This is a genomic window from Rhizobium sp. 05N49 (assembly GCF_056396805.1).
Genome location: NZ_JBFTME010000005.1, coordinates 172990 through 191908, shown reverse-complemented (window position 1 = coordinate 191908; position 18919 = coordinate 172990). Strand labels below are relative to the sequence as shown.

General features: G+C 59.4%; 15 protein-coding genes. 6 read left to right on the top strand and 9 right to left on the bottom strand.

The features are described 5' to 3' along the window. Nucleotide 1 precedes the first annotated feature (1 nt). Nucleotides 2-991: an ABC transporter ATP-binding protein gene (locus AC1DF8_RS12810; RefSeq protein ID WP_478153806.1), complete on the top strand. Its 990-nt coding sequence runs from the start codon at nucleotides 2-4 to the stop codon at nucleotides 989-991. Further along, nucleotides 988-1800, top strand: coding sequence for an ABC transporter ATP-binding protein (locus AC1DF8_RS12805; protein WP_112972441.1), 813 nt, complete (start codon nucleotides 988-990; stop codon nucleotides 1798-1800). The genes AC1DF8_RS12810 and AC1DF8_RS12805 overlap by 4 nt, the downstream gene beginning before the upstream one ends. Nucleotides 1801-2096: 296 nt before the next feature. Here AC1DF8_RS12805 and AC1DF8_RS12800 read toward each other — a convergent pair whose 3' ends face one another. The 5 genes from AC1DF8_RS12800 to AC1DF8_RS12780 are packed head-to-tail and all read right to left on the bottom strand — an operon-like array spanning nucleotide 2097 to nucleotide 7032. Beyond that, nucleotides 2097-2711: a DJ-1/PfpI family protein gene (locus AC1DF8_RS12800; protein ID WP_478153805.1), complete on the bottom strand. Its 615-nt coding sequence runs from the start codon at nucleotides 2709-2711 to the stop codon at nucleotides 2097-2099. Nucleotides 2712-2770: 59 nt separating this feature from the next. Then, nucleotides 2771-3718, bottom strand: coding sequence for a substrate-binding domain-containing protein (locus tag AC1DF8_RS12795; protein WP_018114636.1), 948 nt, complete (start codon nucleotides 3716-3718; stop codon nucleotides 2771-2773). Nucleotides 3719-3771: 53 nt separating this feature from the next. Then, nucleotides 3772-4764, bottom strand: a complete 993-nt coding sequence (locus AC1DF8_RS12790) for an ABC transporter permease (protein WP_018114635.1) — start codon at nucleotides 4762-4764, stop codon at nucleotides 3772-3774. Beyond that, on the bottom strand, nucleotides 4761-6323 hold the full coding sequence (locus AC1DF8_RS12785; protein WP_478153908.1) for a sugar ABC transporter ATP-binding protein: 1563 nt from the start codon (nucleotides 6321-6323) through the stop codon (nucleotides 4761-4763). Before AC1DF8_RS12785 ends, AC1DF8_RS12790 begins: the two co-directional genes overlap by 4 nt. 28 nt (nucleotides 6324-6351) lie before the next feature. After that, nucleotides 6352-7032 carry a GntR family transcriptional regulator gene (locus AC1DF8_RS12780; RefSeq protein WP_478153907.1) on the bottom strand — a complete coding sequence of 227 codons (681 nt, stop codon included), beginning with the start codon at nucleotides 7030-7032 and terminating at the stop codon, nucleotides 6352-6354. Nucleotides 7033-7243: 211 nt separating this feature from the next. Between AC1DF8_RS12780 and AC1DF8_RS12775 the strand changes: the two genes are divergently transcribed. The 4 genes from AC1DF8_RS12775 to AC1DF8_RS12760 all read left to right on the top strand — a co-directional run bounded on the left by AC1DF8_RS12775 (nucleotide 7244) and on the right by AC1DF8_RS12760 (nucleotide 12212). After that, nucleotides 7244-8470, top strand: coding sequence for an iron-containing alcohol dehydrogenase (locus AC1DF8_RS12775; protein ID WP_478153804.1), 1227 nt, complete (start codon nucleotides 7244-7246; stop codon nucleotides 8468-8470). Between the two features lie 34 nt (nucleotides 8471-8504). Beyond that, nucleotides 8505-9974 (top strand): NAD-dependent succinate-semialdehyde dehydrogenase, encoded by a 1470-nt coding sequence (locus tag AC1DF8_RS12770; protein ID WP_478153906.1) that lies wholly within the window; start codon nucleotides 8505-8507, stop codon nucleotides 9972-9974. 19 nt (nucleotides 9975-9993) lie between these two features. Beyond that, the gene (locus AC1DF8_RS12765) at nucleotides 9994-10812 is read left to right on the top strand and encodes an alpha/beta hydrolase (RefSeq protein ID WP_478153803.1); all 819 of its coding nucleotides are present in this window, start codon (nucleotides 9994-9996) and stop codon (nucleotides 10810-10812) included. A gap of 143 nt (nucleotides 10813-10955) precedes the next feature. Further along, nucleotides 10956-12212 (top strand): arsenic transporter, encoded by a 1257-nt coding sequence (locus AC1DF8_RS12760; RefSeq protein WP_478153802.1) that lies wholly within the window; start codon nucleotides 10956-10958, stop codon nucleotides 12210-12212. A 408-nt stretch (nucleotides 12213-12620) separates the two neighbouring features. On the opposite strand, the gene AC1DF8_RS12755 is transcribed toward AC1DF8_RS12760, so the two are convergent. The 4 genes from AC1DF8_RS12755 to AC1DF8_RS12740 form a co-directional block, all read right to left on the bottom strand. Beyond that, nucleotides 12621-13835 (bottom strand): GGDEF domain-containing protein, encoded by a 1215-nt coding sequence (locus AC1DF8_RS12755; RefSeq protein ID WP_478153801.1) that lies wholly within the window; start codon nucleotides 13833-13835, stop codon nucleotides 12621-12623. A gap of 102 nt (nucleotides 13836-13937) precedes the next feature. Further along, entirely contained in the window at nucleotides 13938-14813 is an 876-nt protein-coding gene (locus AC1DF8_RS12750; RefSeq protein WP_478153800.1) for an alpha/beta fold hydrolase, read from the bottom strand. Nucleotides 14814-15760: 947 nt separating this feature from the next. Then, complete coding sequence (locus AC1DF8_RS12745) at nucleotides 15761-16675, bottom strand: phosphotriesterase family protein (RefSeq protein ID WP_478153799.1); 915 nt, start codon at nucleotides 16673-16675, stop codon at nucleotides 15761-15763. A gap of 261 nt (nucleotides 16676-16936) precedes the next feature. Then, nucleotides 16937-18727 carry an ABC transporter ATP-binding protein gene (locus AC1DF8_RS12740; protein ID WP_113116504.1) on the bottom strand — a complete coding sequence of 597 codons (1791 nt, stop codon included), beginning with the start codon at nucleotides 18725-18727 and terminating at the stop codon, nucleotides 16937-16939. Nucleotides 18728-18919 lie beyond the last annotated feature (192 nt).

Genomic DNA, 18919 nt, shown 5'->3' with positions numbered 1-18919 from the left:
CATGGATGCCCTGGTCGAAGTCCAGAACCTGAAAGCCTATTATCGCGCCTTCCTTTTTGGCGTCGATCGTGAAGTGCGCGCAGTCGACGACATTACCCTGACGATCGGTCGCGGTGAAATCTATGGGGTGGCGGGCGAATCCAGCAGCGGCAAGACGACCCTGATCAAGACGATTGCCGGTGCGATCCGGCCGCCGCTCAAGGTCGTATCGGGCAAGGTCGTCTTCCATTTTGCCGGCGGTACGCAGGACATATACGCCATGACGCCGGACGAACGCATGGCGCTTCGCTGGCTGCATCTGTCCTACATCATGCAGGGCTCAATGAACGTGCTGAACCCGGTTCGGCGCATCCATCACTCCTTCACCGATTTCGCCTTGCGTCACATGAAAGTCGGCAAGAGTGAGTTCTTCGCGAAAGTCGGCTCGCACCTCCAGAGATTGAAACTCGATCCGCATCTGCTCCAGGCCTATCCGCATGAACTCTCCGGGGGCATGCGCCAACGTATGACGATCGCGCTCGCGACGATCCTGACGCCTGAGTTCATCATTGCCGACGAGCCGACAACGGCGCTCGACGTCATCGTACAGCGCGACGTGCTGTCGATGATCCGCGAAATCCAGCATGAAATAGGCTCCTCCTTCTTGTTCGTCACCCATGACATGGGTGTGCATGCGACGGTTTCTGACCGTATCGGCATCGTCTATGCCGGGCGTCTCGTCGAGGAGGCGCCGACCCACAAGCTCTTTGCGCTGCCGCTGCATCCTTATACGCAGCATCTGGTCGGCAGCCTGCCGCGTATCGGCGATGCGAAGGCCCGGCCTTCGCTCGAGGGGCGGCCGCCGAACCTTGCCATGCCGCCTGAAGGCTGCCGGTTCCATCCGCGCTGCCCGAAGCGGATGGAGATCTGTTCGCAAAAGGTACCGCCGATGATCACGGTTGAGCCGGATCGGCGAGTGGCTTGCTTTGCGGTTACGGGAGATCAGGCTTGAACGCTCTTCTCACACTCTCTCATGTCACGAAAATCTACCGTCAGGGCGGCATGCTAGGCCGCCGGCAGATCGTGGCGGTCAAGGATGTCAGTTTCGAGATCGGCAGCGAACCGGAGATTCTCTCCATCGTCGGAGAATCGGGGTCGGGAAAATCGACGATTGCAGCAATGATCCTCGGGCAGACAGCGCCCACGCAAGGCATACTTCATTTTCGTGGGAAAGCGGTGGCCCTGCACGGCAAGGCGGAGCGTCGCGCCTTCATGAGGGAAGTGCAGCCAGTCCTGCAGAACCCCTTCGAAGCCTTTAATCCGCTCAAGCGCGTGGATCGTTACCTCTTCGAAACGGCGCGGAACTTCTCCGCTGGCGCCGGCAAGTCGGATCGCCAACAGATCGAACGATTGGCCGATGAGGCTCTCGGCCATGTGGGGCTCAGTCTTGCGGAAGTGAAGGGCCGGTTTCCGCATGAACTGTCCGGAGGACAGTTACAGCGCGTCGCAATTGCCCGTGCCCTGATCCCGCAGCCACGTCTGCTCATCGCCGACGAACCGGTATCGATGGTTGACGCGTCTCTGCGCATGGCAATCGTCAATCTCTTCGATCAATTGAAACGCGAGCTTGGACTTTCGATCGTCTACATCACGCATGATCTCGCCACAGCCTACTATATCAGCGACCGGATTATCATCATGCGCAAGGGCGAGATCGTCGAGCAGGGCGAGGCACGCAAGGTCCTCGACAATCCCCAGCACTCCTACTCGCGTGCATTGAAGGAAGCCGTGCTGAGCGCCGATTTCGCTGAGGCGCCCTAGCGCGCGAGCGGTGACGGAAGAGCTTCACCTGTGGAACCCTGCCTCAGATCGTGAGTGCATTCGCTTGCATTACTCAAACCATCGATGAGCATCGCAACCCGCCCGCCGAAATCCGCTGGTTGGGACTTAAAATTTAGATTGAAGCGACGTTCGGAAGATTGCGGTGGGCGCTCTCAGGCACCGCCGTGATGCCATCTGCGGGCAGGAAGGGACCGCCCTGGAAAGGCAACCCCCGCATTCTGCGAGGATTGCCTGATCATCAAACCAAGGGAACAAGCCGTGGCGCGAATGCAGGCTCAGGCTGCCCTGGCGATATCGTCGCTGTGGCGGATTTCCGTGCCGAGCACCTTCAGGCATTCGCGGATGAATGCAGCAAGTGCCGTCCATCCCTTCGCGGAAACCATGGTGCCATCGACATAGGCTTCGGTCGGCGACAAATCGATATAGGTACCGCCTGCAAGCGTGACTTCCGGCTCGCAAGCCCCGAGGGCACCGACCTTCTTGCCGCGAACCACACCGTCGACGGCAATCAGAATCTGGACGCCGTGGCAAATCGTGAAGATCGGCTTCTGCTTCTCGTGAAAATGCCGCACGATTGCCTGAACGCGTTTGTCGGTGCGGATATATTCGGGGCCGCGACCGCCTGCGCAGTAGACTGCGTGATATTGATCGAGCTGCGCCTCGGCCTCCGAGAAGGTCTTGTTGATCGTGAAGAAGTGCCCAAGCTTTTCTGTATATGTCTGATCGCCCTCGAAATCGTGGAGCGAGGTCTTGATCAGGTCGCCCGCCTTCTTGTCGGGGCAGATCACGTCGACCGTATGGCCGACTGCCTCCATCGCCTGCTGATAGACATAGATTTCATATTCCTCGGTGAATTCACCGGTCAGCATCAGTATCTTCTTACCAGGCATGATTTGCTCCTCTTCTTCATGCAATGGGGCGGCTGCGGCCGCCCCCGGTTTCGGTCTCATCAGAACGGAGAGTCGGGGAAATAGTATTCCTTGGCATTCTCCTGCGTAATCAGCGGCGCATCCAGCTTGACAGTGCCTCGCACCGGCGCCTGGCCGACAATATTGGCAACGGTCATGTAGATGGCGGTCTTGATCATGGACGGCGGATAGGGTGTCTCGACCGGCGTCATCGGATCGCCGTCGATAACCTTCTTGACGATGTCCTTCATGCCATTGCCGCCGAGGGCAAGCTTGATGTCCTTGCGACCCGATTCCTTGACAGCCTCGAGCACACCGAGAAGCATGTCGTCATCATTTGCCCAGACAGCATCGATCTGCGGGTATTTGGCAAGATAGTCCTGCATCAGCTTGAAGGCGTCATCACTGTTCCAGTTCGCGTACTGGATGTCCAGAATCTTGAGATCGGTTCCCTTGATGGCATCCTGAAAGCCCTGGATGCGTTCATCGTCGATGACGGTCGGAATGCCGCGCAAGACGACGAGGTTGCCTTTGCCGCCCAGCTTGTCGATCATGAATTTCGCCGTATTGCGGCCAACCGCGATGTTGTCGCCGGCAAGGTAGAGGTCCTGGATGGACTGGTCGTTCAGGCCACGGTCCACGACGGTGATGAAGGTGCCGGCATCCTTGACCGCCTTGACCGGCGTCGTCAGTTCCTCCGACGTATAGGGCAGGATGACCAGTGCATCGAGCTTGCGTCCTGCGGACAGATCTTCAAGCGCGCTCACCTGCGCCGTTGCCGAAGGCGAGGTCTTCACCACGACCTCGACATTCGGAAAGGCGGCATTGACTTCCTTGGCGGCAGCCTGTGCATGATAGACGATGCCCGCCGTCCAGCCATGGTCGGCTGCCGGGATCGACACGGCGACAACCTTCTTGTCTGCCGAAAGGGCCTGACCGGCGAGCAGCACCGTACTGACGGCCAGGGCCGCAATCCATTTTCTAGACATTCATTCCTCCCAGAATCGGACCACAAACATCAATCCGCGCGGTCCGGACGCGGTTACTTCGAGAATCTTTGAATGAGCATGGCGATGATGATGATGACGCCCTGAACGCCGGCGACGAGATATTCGGATACGAAATCCGAGAGCACCATCAGGTTGGCGATGAGTTCGAGGATCACCGCTCCGGCGACCGTGCCCCAAACATGGCCCTTGCCACCCCGCAGGGCAGTTCCGCCGATGACGACCGCAGTGATGACCTGCAATTCCCATAGCACGCCGGTGGTCGGCGTCGCCGCTCCGAGGCGCGGCACATAGCAGATCGCAGCGATCGCAACACATACGCCCTGCATCGCGTAGGCGATCGTGCGCGTCTTGATGATGGAAATTCCTGAGTAGCGGGCCACGTCCTCATTCGCGCCAACGGCAGCGCATTTCCGGCCGTACTTCATCTTGTAGAGGATGAAGGAAGCGATAGCCGCAACAGCAATCGAAATGAGGATCGGAAAGGGAATACCGCCAAAGGTGCCGAAATAGACGGGCCGATAGGCATCGCGGAGACTGCGATCGATCGGGATCGTTCCGCCATCCGACATATAGGTGATGAGGGCGCGGAAGATCCCCATGGTACCGAGTGTCGCGATAAAGGGCTCTATCTTTCCGACGGTAACGATGAGCCCGTTCATCAGCCCGCAAATGAGCCCGACGACAAGCGCGATAGCCATGCCGGCAGGTATTGCCAGGACACCCCAGTCTGCAGCCATCCTGTTCATGAACATAATAGTTATGCCCGTGATGAACGCGGCCATCGAACCGACCGAAAGATCCAGTCCGCCGGATGAGATGACGAAGGTCGCACCGACGGCGATGATCGCGATGAAGGCGCTTCGCGTGATCACATTGCCGAGATTGGTCGCCGAGAGGAAATCCTGGTTGATCGAAAAACCGATCAGCAGCAGCGCCAGAAGCGCAAGGAACGGACCGACATCCGACCAGCCGATGTTCCATTCCCGCTCCGGCCGAACCGGCGTCGAACCCGTAATCACACTCATTGTCTTCCTCCCTGCTTCGCCGCAACCTTCGTCTCGCTGGTGGCAAGAAGCGCAATCTCATGTTCCGTCATTCTGTCGCCCGTCACCTCTCCCGTGATGCGCCCCTCCCGCATCACAAGAATTCGGTCGCAGATTCCGATCAGCTCCTGCATTTCGGACGAGATGACGATGCAGGTCCTGCCTTCTGCGACGAGGCGCTCGATGAAGGCGTAGATCTGGGCCTTGTTCGCGATGTCGATCCCGCGCGTCGGCTCGTCGATGACGACGACCGAAGGGTCGGTGAGAAGCACCTTGGCGAGCAGAAGCTTCTGCTGGTTGCCTCCGGAGAGCTGACCCGCCTTGACGGCATAACTTTTCAGGCGGATGTCGTAGGTGTTGACGGCTTCGACGAGCGCGCTCTGCTCACGACGGCGGCGCATCAGAAGGCCGGGATGAAATCTGCCGAGGGCGGACAGCGTGAGGTTCGGCGCAAGCCGCTCCTGCAGCAGCAGGCCCTTGCCTTTGCGATCCTCGGTCAGGTAGCCGATGCCGGCATCCATCGCTGCCCGGGGACGCCTGATATCAATCGCCCTGCCCTGCAGTTTTACGGTTCCGGTGGCAGGGCGCAGGCCCATGATGCCCTCGAACACCTCGGTGCGGCCAGCACCGATCATGCCGGCGAATCCGAGGACTTCGCCTCTATGGGCGGTAAACGAGATGTCGCTTGCGAAGCCGGGAACGCCGAGGTCTCGGACTTCCAGCATCGCCTGCAGGGCTGGCTTTACGGTCTTCTCGGGATAAAGCGCGGCGAGATCGCGCCCAACCATCAGCCGCGCCATGTCCATCTGCGTCAGGCTATGACCGGGATATGTGCCGACCATCTTGCCGTCTCTAAGCACCGTCACCTTATCGGCAAGCCGCTGGACTTCATCGAGGCGATGGCTGATGTAGAGTACGGCAGCACCCTGCTCCTTCAGCTGAAGGATGATGGCAAGCAGTCGCTCGACCTCCTCACCCGTCAGGACTGCAGTCGGTTCGTCGAAAATGACAAGCTTGTAGTCGTCGAGGAGCGCACGTGCGATCTGCACGAGCTGGCGATCCGCAAGCGAAATGTCGCGCACCAAAGCATTTGGCGATACGTGACATCCAAGATCGTGAAGTTTTTCGACGGCCAGACGCCGCATCGTCCGATCATCGACCAGGCCATGACGCATCAGCTCGCGGCCGAGGAAAAGATTTTCGGCGACAGTCAGGGCGTCGGCAAGCAGGATCTCCTGGTGCACCAGAACAATACCCGCCTCCTGCGCCTGCTCCGGCTTTGAGAATCCGACCTTGCGGCCGCCCATCGACAGCGTTCCTGCAGTGGGCTCGGCGTAACCGGAAAGGAGCCGCATGAATGTCGACTTGCCGGCGCCATTCTCGCCGATGATGGCATGGATCTCGCCGGGCAAGATATCGAGCGTGACTTCCGAGAGTACGGTGACCGGTCCGTACTGCTTCGACATGCCCTCCGCACGAAGGACCGGATGAGAGACGAGGCTTTCTTTCTCGGACACCACGCTCCTCCCCTTTCTCTCCATGGTCATGACGCTCGACATTGCCCGCCTCTCAATCGAAGGCCGGCACGAGCCGGTCCCGTGAATGTTCGAGATGGGTTCTCATTGCCTTCTCGGCAGCCGATGGGTCACCCGCCGCAAAGGCAGAGAGAAGCGCCTCGTGCTCGTCCAACGCCTCTTCGGTGACGCGGGAATGGAACATCAGTCGAAAGATGTGAAAATGCGTGTGCTGGTGGCTGAGAGTTTGGCGAATGAGCTCGTTGCCGRCAAATTCCATGATCCTGTCATGGAAAACGGCATCCTGCCGCGCGAAGGTGGAATAGCGCAGCCGTTCATCGGCCCCTTCCCGGCGCCCCATGACGCCGGCCGCCTCCCTGAGGATAGCGAGCTTTTCATCGTCCATTGCCCTTGCCGCCCTCGCAGCACCGTCGGGCTCGAGAAGCAACCGCAAGTGATAGAGCTCATCGAAGCGACGATGGGTAATCTGCGGAGCAGCGCTGTAACCGATAAGATGCGTCTTGACGACGAGCCCCTCTCCCTCGAGGCGGCCGAGCGCCTCGCGGATCGGGGTCTGGGAAACATTGAATTCCTTGACCAGATTATCGACGGTGATGCGCGCACCCGGAGCAATCTTAAGAGACATGAGCTGCGCAAAAATCACCTCGTAGACGCTGTCCGCGAGACTGTTGCTGCGCTGTATGAAACCACTCGGATCAGGCGTGGCATTGAGCATCATCGTATTCCGGCCGTGTATTTCTTTTGCCTCTTGACAGGAACAATCGCTAACACGATGCTCGGCGATATGCAATCCCATATCCTATAGGATTTTATATCGGAGGTTTCATGAAGGTCATTTGGATAAGCGCGAAGGAAATCTCGCGCCAATTTTGCGACGCTTCCTCGAGGTTTTTCTTCATTCCCCAACTGGTGAAAGGGCCAGTACAATGACCCTCTTTGCGGCTATCCGGCTCCCGAAAGAAATCCTGTTCGGCAAGGGCCAACGGTTTGCGCTGCCATCCGTCGCCAGGAGGCTTGGCCAAAAGGCGCTGATCTGCACGGATGAGCGCTTCGCAGGGACTTCCGTTTTCGCCGAGCTTGTGGCCGCATTGAACGCGGCATCGATCGAGACACTGGTCCATGACCGGGTCCTGCCGGATGTCCCGCGCGACACCGTTGCGCTATGCGTTGAGGAGGCGCGGAGCTTCGAGCCCGACATGGTGATAGGGATAGGCGGGGGGAGTTGCCTCGACATGGCGAAATGCGCCGCCCTGCTTTTGAGCCATGGCGGCAGCCTCTCGGAATACTATGGCGAGTTCAAGGTTCCCGGTCCGACAATGCCCATCATCGCTGTGCCGACCACGGCGGGTACCGGCTCGGAGGTGACGCCGGTTGCCGTCATCTCCGACCCGGATCGGACGCTGAAAGTCGGCATATCGAGCCCTTATCTCATTGCCGCAGCGGCTATCTGCGATCCGGAGCTGACAATGTCCTGCCCGCCGGGCCTGACCGCTGTCGCGGGCGCGGACGCGTTGACGCATGCGATCGAGGCATTCACGGCCGCCCGGCGCGGCGCCGACCCCTTGTTGCCACAGAATCATGTCTTCATCGGTAAGAGTGAACTTACAGACTATTTCGCGCTCCTCGCCATCAAGCTCCTGGGACGCAGCCTGGAAACGGCTTGCAAGGACGGATCGAACGAAGATGCTCGCGCCGACGTAATGATGGGTGCGCTGGCTGCCGGCTGCGCATTCGGTACGGCCGGTACCGCAGCGGCGCATGCCATCCAGTATCCCGCGGGCGCATTGACCCATACGGCCCATGGGCTTGGCGTCGCGACGATGATGCCCTACGTCATGAACTATAACCGCTCCGCCTCAATGACCGAAATGGCGGAGATCGGGCAAGCGCTCGGTCTGGATTCAATGAGCAAGACGAAGCAGGAAATGGCCGACGCAGCCATCGAGGAGATCCGCAGGCTTTTTCAAGCCATCGGCATCACACCGACACTGGCCGATCTCGGACTTACCGCCGACAAGCTCGACTGGACCGCCGAACAGGCGCTCAGCATCGACAGATTGATCAAGAATAACCCGAGGCCTTTCGACATCGACGCCATGAAGCGTCTCGTTCGTGCAGCCTATGACGGCGATCTTGCCGCCGCTGCCCTCTAAACATTCGAGGACCAAAATGACTATTGCCCAGCAAATGCCACAGGCCGACCGCCACCTGCCAGACATTGGGGCCACGGCCCGCGGCCTCTATATCGATGGGAATTGGCGGCAATCGAAAAGCGGGCGCAAGATCGATGTGACCGACCCCTCGACCGGGGCGCTTCTTGCGGCTGTTGCGGATGCCACTGTCGAGGATGCGCAGGCAGGCATAGAGGCCGCATCCCGGGCTGCGCCGGGCTGGCGGTCGACGCCGCCGCGCAAGCGTTCGGAGATCTTGCGACGCTGTTTCGAACTGATGATCGAGCGTTCCGAAATGCTTGCCACCTTGATCTCCCTGGAGAATGGCAAGGCGCTACGCGACGCCCGCGGCGAGGTCGCCTATGCCGCCGAGTTCTTCCGCTGGAATGCGGAAGAAGCCGTCCGCATTACGGGAGAATTCGGCATCGCTCCGTCGGGCGCCAACCGCATCATTGTCGATTACCAGCCGATCGGCATCTGCCTGCTGATCACGCCATGGAATTTCCCGGCTGCGATGGCGACGCGAAAGATCGCTCCGGCCCTCGCCGCTGGTTGCACCGTCATTCTGAAGCCGGCAAGCGAGACGCCGCTGACGGCCTATGCGCTGGCCTCGATCTATGAGGAGGCCGGCGTACCGGCAGGCGTCGTCAACGTTCTGACGACGAGCACTCCAGCCCCGTTCAGCGCTGCCATTCTCGCGGATCCGCGCGTCAGAAAACTTTCGTTCACGGGCTCGACAGGCGTTGGCCGCCTGCTTCTCACCGAAGCGGCCAAGCATGTCGTCTCATGTTCCATGGAACTCGGCGGCAATGCTCCATTCATCGTTTTCGACGACGCCGATCTGGAGGCGGCACTCGACGGCGCGATGGTTGCCAAGATGCGCAATGCGGGCGAAGCCTGCACCGCAGCAAACCGTCTCTATGTCCAGTCGGGGATCTACCAGTCCTTCGCGGAGGGGCTGGCCAAAAGGATGTCTGCTCTCAACGTCGGTCCGGGCGTCGATGCCCTTACCGAATGCGGGCCGATGATCACGACGAAAGCCGTGGAGAAGATCGACCGCCTCGTCGTTGATGCGAAAGCAAAGGGCGCCCGCGTCACCTGCGGCGGTGAGCCCTCCGCCGGGCCGGGTTACTTCTACCCGCCGACAGTTCTCGTGGACATGCCCGACGGGGTCGAGATGGCGCATGAGGAAATCTTCGGACCGGTTGCGCCTCTTTACAGGTTCGAGACCGAGGACGAGGTAATCGGGCGCGCCAACGACACCGAATACGGTCTTGCCGCTTACGTCTTCACACGCGACATAGCACGGGGATTGCGCGTTTCCTCCGCTCTGGAATCAGGCATGATCGCGCTCAACCGGGGTCTGGTTTCCGATCCGGCAGCACCGTTTGGCGGCGTCAAGCAGAGCGGTCTCGGCCGTGAGGGCGGGCAGCATCACGGCATCGCCGAATTTATGGAAGCCAAGTATATCGCTGCGAGTTTCTGACGGCTGAGAGGAAGAATATTTGGAAACCGATCCGTTCCGCATACGGGGACATGTGCCGGAATTCGACGCCATCGTGTCGGAGATCAAGGCAAGGAGTGCTTCGACGCGTGCAAGGCTGCGTATGCGGGAAATCGCTTACGGAGAAGGCGGGAGTGAAACCGTGGACGTCTTCTACCCCGACGGTATAAGCGACCGACGACCGGTGCACATGTTCATCCACGGCGGCTACTGGCGGATGTTTTCCAAGCGTGACTACTCCTATGTCGCCGACACCATTGCCGGCACAGGGGCAATCGCGATCATTGTCGATTACGCCCTCATGCCGCATGTGAGGATGGAGGTGCTCGTCGATCAGGTTCGGCGAGCAAAGCAATGGGTACTCCAACACATCGCGAGCCATGGCGGCGACGCCTCGCGCTTCACGGTCAGCGGTCATTCTGCCGGTGCGCATCTTGCGAGCTTCCTGTTTCATCGACAGGAGGCTTTCTCGGGCGTGTCGGCAGCCCTCCTGCTGGGCGGCCTTTACGACCTGAAGCCCCTGCAATCATCATTTCTGCACTCAGAAATCGCCATTACCGACGGAGAGGTTGCCGACCTTTCGCCGATGCTGCACTCCTTTGACCAGGGCTGTCGCGCCATTATCGCGGTCGGCGCTGAAGAAACGCCGCCGTTTCATCAGCAGGCGGACGCCTTTTCATTGCGCCTGCGACAGCAAGGGCTGTCGGTCACCAGCGAAAGGCTCGAAGGCTCCAATCACATGAGCAGTGTTCGCGACCTTGGCCTCCCCGAAACGGCTATCGGTCGAATCCTCAGTGAAATGATCGCATCTGTCGGGTGATATCCAAGGTTCGATCTTCAACTGAAATCGGCTTCTTGCTCGGCGTTCGCGGTTGGCTCACGCAAAGGACCGCCGAGATAATTCTCTTGCGCCTGCCGTCTCGGCTGATAAAAGCCGGCCCGTCAACTGAAAACAGCGACTGAATGACAGAACACGCCATTACCTGGAGCATTGCCGGCCTGACCGCCATGGGCGTGGTCGTTCGTCCGTTTCGATGGCCGGAAGCGGTATGGGCCATGTTCGGTGCCTTGCTGCTCTTTGCCTTTCGCCTGATCGGACCACAGGACGTCATCACGGGCGTCTTAAAAGGCAGCGACGTATATCTTTTTCTGATCGGCATGATGCTCCTGTCGGAACTCGCCCGCCGGGAAGGGCTGTTCGACTGGATTGCGGCGATCGCCACAACGCTCTCCCGTGGCTCCTCCCGACGCCTGTTCGTGCTTGTCTATCTGGTCGGCATTGTCGTGACGGTCTTTCTCTCAAATGATGCGACGGCCGTCGTCCTTACCCCAGCCGTCTGCGCGGCCTGCCGGGCTGCCCGCGTCCGGGACCCGATGCCCTATCTGCTGATATGCGCCTTCATCGCCAATGCCGCGAGCTTTGTCCTTCCTATCTCCAATCCCGCCAATCTGGTGATCTTTGCGGGTGGCGAAATGCCGCCCCTGGCGCGCTGGTTGTCGACATTCATGCTTCCATCGATCGTTTCGATCGTTGTCACATTCGGCTGCCTTTACTGGACTCAGCGCCAGGCGCTTGCCCAGGACAGCGTTGCTGAAAACGTGCCACGGCCGACCCTTTCCGCGAGCGCTCGGCTGGCCGGGTGGGGAATTGTCCTGACGGCCGTCATTCTCATCGTGGCATCAGCTATGCACATCGATTTGGGTATGCTGACTTTTCTCGCCGGCACGATTACCACCGTGCTGGTGCTGGCACTGACCCGGCAAAGCCCGATCGAGACCTTCAAGGGTGTAAGCTGGAGCGTCCTGCCTCTGGTCGCAGGCCTGTTCGTCGTCGTGGAGGCGCTGGATCGTACCGGTCTGACAACCATGCTCTCAGATCAATTGGCCCTGCTCGCGGCGACATCGGAAACACGGGCGGCCGGCATTGCGGGCGTGGTTGTTGCGGTTGTCTGCAACCTCGTCAACAATCTCCCGGCAGGCCTGGTTGCGGGAAGCGCTGTGCAGGCAGCGCATGTCTCAGACAAGATTGCCGGAGCGGTGCTGATCGCAGTCGATCTCGGTCCTAACCTTTCCGTGACAGGATCGCTGGCAACAATATTGTGGTTGACCGTCCTTCGTCGTGAGGGACTTCACATCGGTGCGTGGCAGTTTCTCAAGCTCGGAACTGTCGTCATGTTTCCGGCACTGATCTTGTCCTTGCTGTCGCTCGTTCTTTTCTGAGACTGCCAGCCGACGGCGCCGTCTTCTTTCGAACTAGGTGCCGGAGCTTCTGCCCAAAGACGATGCGCGCCCCAAGACGTTGCAGCTGCCACATCGGCTTCTGGCTCACACCGGTCCTGAAGCATCGCCCCTTCAATCGGAGCAAGGGCAACGACATCCTTTCGCGCATGCTGTGACGCCCGCCCGAATGACCGGAGAGGGCGCGGCGCTTGGCGAGCATTGGCGTCTCCGGGATAGCTGCGCGATCGAAGGGTTGTCAGGCGCACCTTGTTATCGCTGACGACATAATCGTGTCGATGCATCGAATGCCCGACCCCATTCAGCTTGCTTGAACGTGAGTCTATATCCAGTGATAGACACGCACACGGGAGCGGGGGCTGACTGAGCCGGCTTGACTGACAATTGCAGCTAGGCGGCAAGCTCCCCCGGACGGGGATGCCCGGGTTCGGTCGAATGCTGGTCTGCGGCTGTTGCCGCGCTTGAAGAGCATTCTTCCATGCTTGCCGGATCTGCATATATCTCGACCCTGTCACGGCCGCCTCGCTTCGCGAGGTAGAGCGCCTGGTCTGCTCGATCCCGCAGCTTCTTTGGATCGCAATCGCCTCTCCAGATGGCGACGCCTGCGCTCACAGTCGGCACTATCGTTTCCGCACCGGCCGCAAATGCCAAGCCGTTGACCGCCCTGCGGATTTGATCCGCCTCTGCAGCGGCGGCATCTTCGGTTTGACCGCGCAGAAACAGCGCGAATTCCTCGCCGCCAAGGCGGCCGAACGTGACGTTGCGTCCAGCGGTATTGGCGATGGCTTGCGCTACGCCGACGAGAACCACATCCCCCGTCTCATGGCCGTAGCGATCGTTGATGCTCTTGAAGTGGTCGATGTCTATCATGATGAAGGCGTCACCGTCCCTGAGCTCGCTCGGAAGGGATGCCAGGAAGTGCTGCCGGTTTGGGATTCCCGTCAGCGCGTCGGTATTTGCCAGACGTCTGAGCTGAGTTTCTGCGCGTTCCTGCACCAGGACAACCACGAAAAGCGCGACGGAGAAATGGCAAATGATGAGCATGAAAAACGCATAGCGGGGTTCGACCGGCCCATACTGCGGAAAGATCATTCCGACAGTGACCAGCGTCGAAAAGCCCATGGCAGCGGCGAGTGACGCAAGCAGACCCAATCTCGCCGGGAGCCGGTCGAGGAAGAAATCCCGCAAGATGACAACACAGGAGATGCCAAGGAAAGCCGCGGTGTTCGCATTGAATATTGCGGCGCGCGTTTGGTTATCCGCATACCAATGCATAAAACCAACAACGACGGACAAGATGAGGGCGAACCCGACCAGAAGGCAATCCGAACGCTTTCGCCCGCGACGGCTCAACTGGATTAGTCCCGTCGTCATCAACGCATAACCTGTGACACCGATGGAAAAACTTGCCAGCGTCCAGATCTCATATGGCAGTATGCCTTGTTCTCCGACCCCGGCAAGCGTGGATGCAACGGCAAGAAGGCCGTCGCCGATCGCCAGAAAATCGAGACCTGGCTCTCTGGAGCGCCACCTGACGTAGAAACAGCAGATGGCGCCGACTATGAACGAGCACTTGTGAAGAAGAAGAACTGTAGCAAGATCCATCGTCAAACCGAAAAATAACCGGGATGCCGATGTCTATAATTTCCGAGAGCTACTTTTGAATGAATCTTCTCGCGCTGACAGAGCAGATCAGGCACAACTTCATCACGGGATCAGCCTGGGAGCTTCAGAAAATGCGAGGACGGCGTTCAAGAATTCTTCCGGCTGTTCCAAGTGCGCGAAATGACCGCTTTGGGAGAAGTGCACCAGCTCCGAATTCGAGCAGCTGTCATCAAGGGTTCTTGCCCATTTCGGACCGCATATGAAATCGTGAGCTCCGACCAGAACAAGCGCCGGTACGGAAAGGTCCTGAAGTCTTGAGCGGACGTCAAACGGCTCATTGTTGCCGATGAGAATTGTCGCCTTTATTCGCAAGCGGAATACTCCGAGATCAAGCTTCTCGTGGACATCGTCGGCAAAATAGGCGGGAAGCAGGTCGCGCATGATCTCGGTATAGTCTTCGTCGCTCGACATTTTCGGAACCGACTGCCACGCTCTCAGCACCGCCCGCCCCTCCACCTGGTGGCGATCAGCAAAACTCCGAACACCGTCTGCTGCCGCCACCATGAAATCACTCCCTGTCACGGCCGACGAGGAATACAGGATCATCGCCGATACGCGATCCGGGTGCTCGATCGTATATTGCTGGACGACGAAGCCTCCGTGGGAATGACCAAGAAGCACGACGTTTGAAAGGTCGAGTGTTTCGAGGAACCTGCCAAGCTGTTTGGCGAAGCGTTCGACGGTATAGCCATGGGGGTGCTCCGCCAACCGGCCGGAGCCACCGGTGCCGATCGGCTCAAGGTAGACCATGGTAAAATGGTGCTCCAAAAAACCCATGCGAAGATATTGCCAGTGGATCCCTGGCCCGCCAGGGTGAACGACCATCACCGGCCCCTGGCCCGCGACATGAAAGCTTTGCTGAATTCCGTCGATATCGACGACATGATGTCCGGGATTGAGGCTATTTCGCATTGACATCGATTGGACCTTATATCGCTTGAAAAGCACGGCCGTCGTTGCACCGCGCCAGAGAAATGGATTGAGTTCGGAGAGCCGTGGACGGACACATTGGTGTCACCGCGAACCTGTAAGGGATGCCGCACGCTTCGAGGCGCACGACACACTTGTCCTAGACTCCGCCGATCGCCGTTGCCGCAGCACTATAGGAAGAACGCTGCGGCAAGGTTTGAGCTGGAGTGCCAAGCACGGTGGACTGCTGGTTTTGGTTCGTGCCAGTCATCGGCTGGTCAGAAGGACCTTACGTTTCGCATCGACTAGTAGCATACCTCGGTCCTGAACGGACGCCCGGGGTGCTCGGCGTCCCATTGCCAATAGCAGCGATCATAGTCGTCGTTGCTACCCAGGAAGAACGGTCCGCGATCCCTAAAGCGGTCGTGGGCGAAAAACGCACCGCGGTTTCCTTCCCTGTCGAAATGGCCCATACCGAATCCCCCCATGTGCTCCGCTCCCATGTGCTCCCCTCCCATGTGCCCCCCTCCCTCGTGGCCTCCGCCTCCGTGGCCTCCGCCTCCACCGTGAGCAAATGCGGGCGTTGCGATGGAGCCAACTGCGAGGGTCAGGGAGATAAGACCTGTTAAGGCGATTTTGCGAAATACAGACATGGTGGTGTTCCTAAAAAGGCGGCTCTGTGTAGCCACGAACCATATGTGTTCATCGAAATTGGCGAACGCCTGCCACAATTCAGGGATCTTGCTCACATCTTGTCACATGTTCTCACCACGACCCGTAGCACCCGTGATCGCCGCTTGCGCGGGAGCGAGGCATTGAGACGACAGCCTTCACCGGGCACGCCAAATGCCTGATGATCCCGGTCAGCAGAGACACGCTGATCCGTCGGGCAGGAAGAAAACCCCTGTCCCTCATTGGACCGCAACGGCGTCCAGAAGCAAGAACTGCGCCTTCCTTCAGCGCGCGAATGCCTCGAAGGGATTGATTTCGGTGAGTTGGCGGATCGCATCCTGGCTTACGCCTGCGATTGTGAGCGCTGGCAGCAGGTTCTCGACAAGGTGCGTGTACGGTCGCGGGATTCCACCACCGGGCTGCGCGGGATCATACCAGCCGAGATCGTGGCTTATGAGCAGTTGCTCGCCCAGCCCGGTTTCAAGGGCGCGCATTATCATTGCTACCAGTTCTTGGTCTGGAGCCCTTCCCACATGATCGTATTCGATCCACGCACCGCGCTCCACCAGTGCCCGGTGAAGCCCGAAGTCTTTTTCCTCCTGGGTGTGAATGGATATGAAGCGCTCCGCTGCGCAGCCCTCTGACTGAAGAATGTCCAACTGATCCATCACAACGCGTCCCCGGATCGTATGCGAGCCGATGACCGCATTGGTCCGCACGGACGCTCTTGCCGCTGCGCGCAGGATACGGGCTTCGAGCGGCGTAATCCCATCGTCGCCTGCGCTGAGCTTGATCCACCCCGCCAGTACACCGGTGTCCTCCATTCCCTCGGTAAGCTCGCTTACCATCCACTGTTCGAGATCACTCTCACTGGCCTCGGCGATCCAGGCGGGTATCCATGGTTCCCGATAGTTGCCGGTCGGAACGACGATCGGGAAGTCGGCGGCCTTCGACACAGCAAGATCAATGTCAGCACGTCTTCCGACACCACCCGTCGTGCACTCGACGAGCAGCGTAACGCCTTGTCTTCTGATCGCCTCAATCTGTGGGACCATAAGTGCCACAACTTCGGCTATCCCCGCCTCGCCATAGCCGGGCTGGTCAGGTGTTCTAAGATCGACGAACACATGCTCGTGCGGGAGAATCATCCCGAGTTCTTCGCGACGCTTTGGCCCCAGAGTCGTGTAAATCTGCTTCATCGTTGACGGCTCCCCTCCCCCAATTGGTAGAACGACAGAACTTTGAATGCATCGGACCTATCCGGTCCACAGAATAGTTGGGTCAATTGCCGGCAGGACATCGGGCGACATCGTGCAGCAACATCGGCGCTTAGGCACGGAATAGCCACTGGCTCGCGTCTTGTACGATTTTGTCTCTTGCCGGGTGCACACCCGGCAAGAGAGCTTCCTGAGACAACAGTGGATTAGCGGCCCCGATTGCGCCGCCGCCTGTGGTTTCCGTCAGGCCACCAGACCCTTGGTCAGCTCCAGCGCCTGCCGCTCGAATAACCGGCGATAGATGCCCTCGTTGAGCCGGATCAGAGCCTGGTGGTCGCCCTCTTCGACAATCTTGCCTTTGTCGAAGACCAGCAGCCGGTCCAGCGCCCGCACAGTGGACAACCGATGTGCGATCACCAGCGTCGTGCGGCCGTCCATCAGGCGCTCCATGGCCTGCTGGATCTGTACCTCGCTCTCGCTGTCGAGGCTCGACGTCGCCTCGTCCAGGATCAGCACCGGCGCATCAGCAAGGAAGGCCCGGGCGATGGCAACACGCTGCCGCTCCCCGCCCGATAGCTTGACACCACGTTCCCCCACCATCGTCTCATAGCCCTTGGGAAGGCCGATGATGAAGTCGTGCGCATTGGCCTGTTTCGCCGCCTGCTCGATTTCACGCCGCGATGCGTTCGGGCGACTATAAGCGATGTTTTCCGCCAAAGTGCGGTGGAACAGGATGGGCTCCTGTTGCACGATGGCGATCTGGCCGCGCAGGCTCGCCTGCCTGACCTCAGCGATATCCTGCCCGTCGATGCGGATCGAACCGGATTTCACGTCATGGAGGCGCTGGATGAGCTTGACGAATGTCGTCTTGCCCGAGCCCGAATGCCCCACCAGTCCCACACGCTCGCCCGGCTTGATGGTGACCGAAAAGTCCTCATAAAGCGGATTGGGATGAGCGCCATATTGGAAGGTGACGCGATCGAAGACGATCTCGCCCCTGCCAATCTCGATCGGCACGGCATGCGGCTTGTCCTCGATGCCGAGCGGCATCTTGTCGAGCAGCACCAGTTCTTCCATGTCGTTGACGGCCCGTTGCAGATTGCGGATGTCCTGGCCGACATTTCGCAGATAGCCCTGCAGGACGAAGAACATCGCCAGCACGAAGGTGATATCGCCGGGCGTCGCCAATCCCCGCTGCCACATGACCAGGCCCGTTCCCAAAATACCCGCCTGCATGAAAACCATCATGAAGCCCTGGATCGTGCCGCTCGACGTGCCGCGCTTCCATGTCCGCCGCGTGCGGCTGTCCCATTTGGCCAGCACATGACCCAGCCGCGTCTCTTCGCGGCTCTCGGCGCCGAATGCCTTGACCACCGAGTTGCAACTGATGGCATCCGCCAGCGCGCCGCCCAGCTTGGTATCCCAGGCATTGGCAAGCCTTGCAGCAGGCGAGACAAAACCCATGGAAAGCGCCACGGTCACACCGATATAGATCACCGACCCGACAATCACGATGAGGCCCATGACCGGCCAGTAGCTTCCGAGAACGATACTGGCACCGGCAAGCATGACGATGGACGGCAACAGGGCTATCAGCAGCAGGTCATTGAGCGAGTCGAGCGCCCACATCCCGCGGGTAATCTTGCGCACCGTCGAGCCGGCGAAGCTGTTGGCGTGCCAGTCGGTCGAGAACCGCTGCACCTTATGGAAGCCGTTATTGACGACATCCGCCATAATGCGCAGCGTCAGCCGGATAATGCCATTGAAGATGAACCACCGCAGGGCCACGCTCGTCAGGCCCAGAGCCACGACGATAACAAAGGCGCGCAGGGCGCGATCAGCCTCATTGCCGGCTGCAATGGCATCGACGATCTGGCCGGAAAACACCGGCACCATGACTTCAGCAAGCGTGCTTGATATCACCAGCACTACGATGATGCCGACCAATGCCGGCCGATGGCTCCAATGATGAAAGACAAAGCCGAGCACGTGGCGATACGCGTCGGCGCGGAAATCGAGCTTCTTGCGAGTCATTTTAACCAGCCCGGCCCGTGTTTCGGCAACCGGTTCCTCAAAATCGAGAGTTGGATGGCACAGCCCGAGCGGGAGACGAAATGATCCCGTCAGATCAATCGGGCTATGGAGAAAGAGAAAACCGCATGTCGCGAGCGCTCAAGGCGGACCGCGAATGGATATGACCTAGTGTCGGGACATTCCACGCGGGAA

Excerpts from the sequence above, each read along its gene's own strand:
- AC1DF8_RS12810 (WP_478153806.1), top strand. The coding sequence starts at position 2 with ATGGATGCCCTGGTCGAAGTCCAGAACCTGAAAGCCTATTATCGCGCC.
- AC1DF8_RS12800 (WP_478153805.1), bottom strand. The coding sequence starts at position 2,711 with ATGCCTGGTAAGAAGATACTGATGCTGACCGGTGAATTCACCGAGGAA.
- AC1DF8_RS12795 (WP_018114636.1), bottom strand. The coding sequence starts at position 3,718 with ATGTCTAGAAAATGGATTGCGGCCCTGGCCGTCAGTACGGTGCTGCTC.
- AC1DF8_RS12790 (WP_018114635.1), bottom strand. The coding sequence starts at position 4,764 with ATGAGTGTGATTACGGGTTCGACGCCGGTTCGGCCGGAGCGGGAATGG.
- AC1DF8_RS12785 (WP_478153908.1), bottom strand. The coding sequence starts at position 6,323 with ATGGAGAGAAAGGGGAGGAGCGTGGTGTCCGAGAAAGAAAGCCTCGTC.
- AC1DF8_RS12775 (WP_478153804.1), top strand. The coding sequence starts at position 7,244 with ATGACCCTCTTTGCGGCTATCCGGCTCCCGAAAGAAATCCTGTTCGGC.
- AC1DF8_RS12770 (WP_478153906.1), top strand. The coding sequence starts at position 8,505 with ATGCCACAGGCCGACCGCCACCTGCCAGACATTGGGGCCACGGCCCGC.
- AC1DF8_RS12760 (WP_478153802.1), top strand. The coding sequence starts at position 10,956 with ATGACAGAACACGCCATTACCTGGAGCATTGCCGGCCTGACCGCCATG.
- AC1DF8_RS12755 (WP_478153801.1), bottom strand. The coding sequence starts at position 13,835 with ATGGATCTTGCTACAGTTCTTCTTCTTCACAAGTGCTCGTTCATAGTC.
- AC1DF8_RS12750 (WP_478153800.1), bottom strand. The coding sequence starts at position 14,813 with ATGTCAATGCGAAATAGCCTCAATCCCGGACATCATGTCGTCGATATC.
- AC1DF8_RS12745 (WP_478153799.1), bottom strand. The coding sequence starts at position 16,675 with ATGAAGCAGATTTACACGACTCTGGGGCCAAAGCGTCGCGAAGAACTC.
- AC1DF8_RS12740 (WP_113116504.1), bottom strand. The coding sequence starts at position 18,727 with ATGACTCGCAAGAAGCTCGATTTCCGCGCCGACGCGTATCGCCACGTG.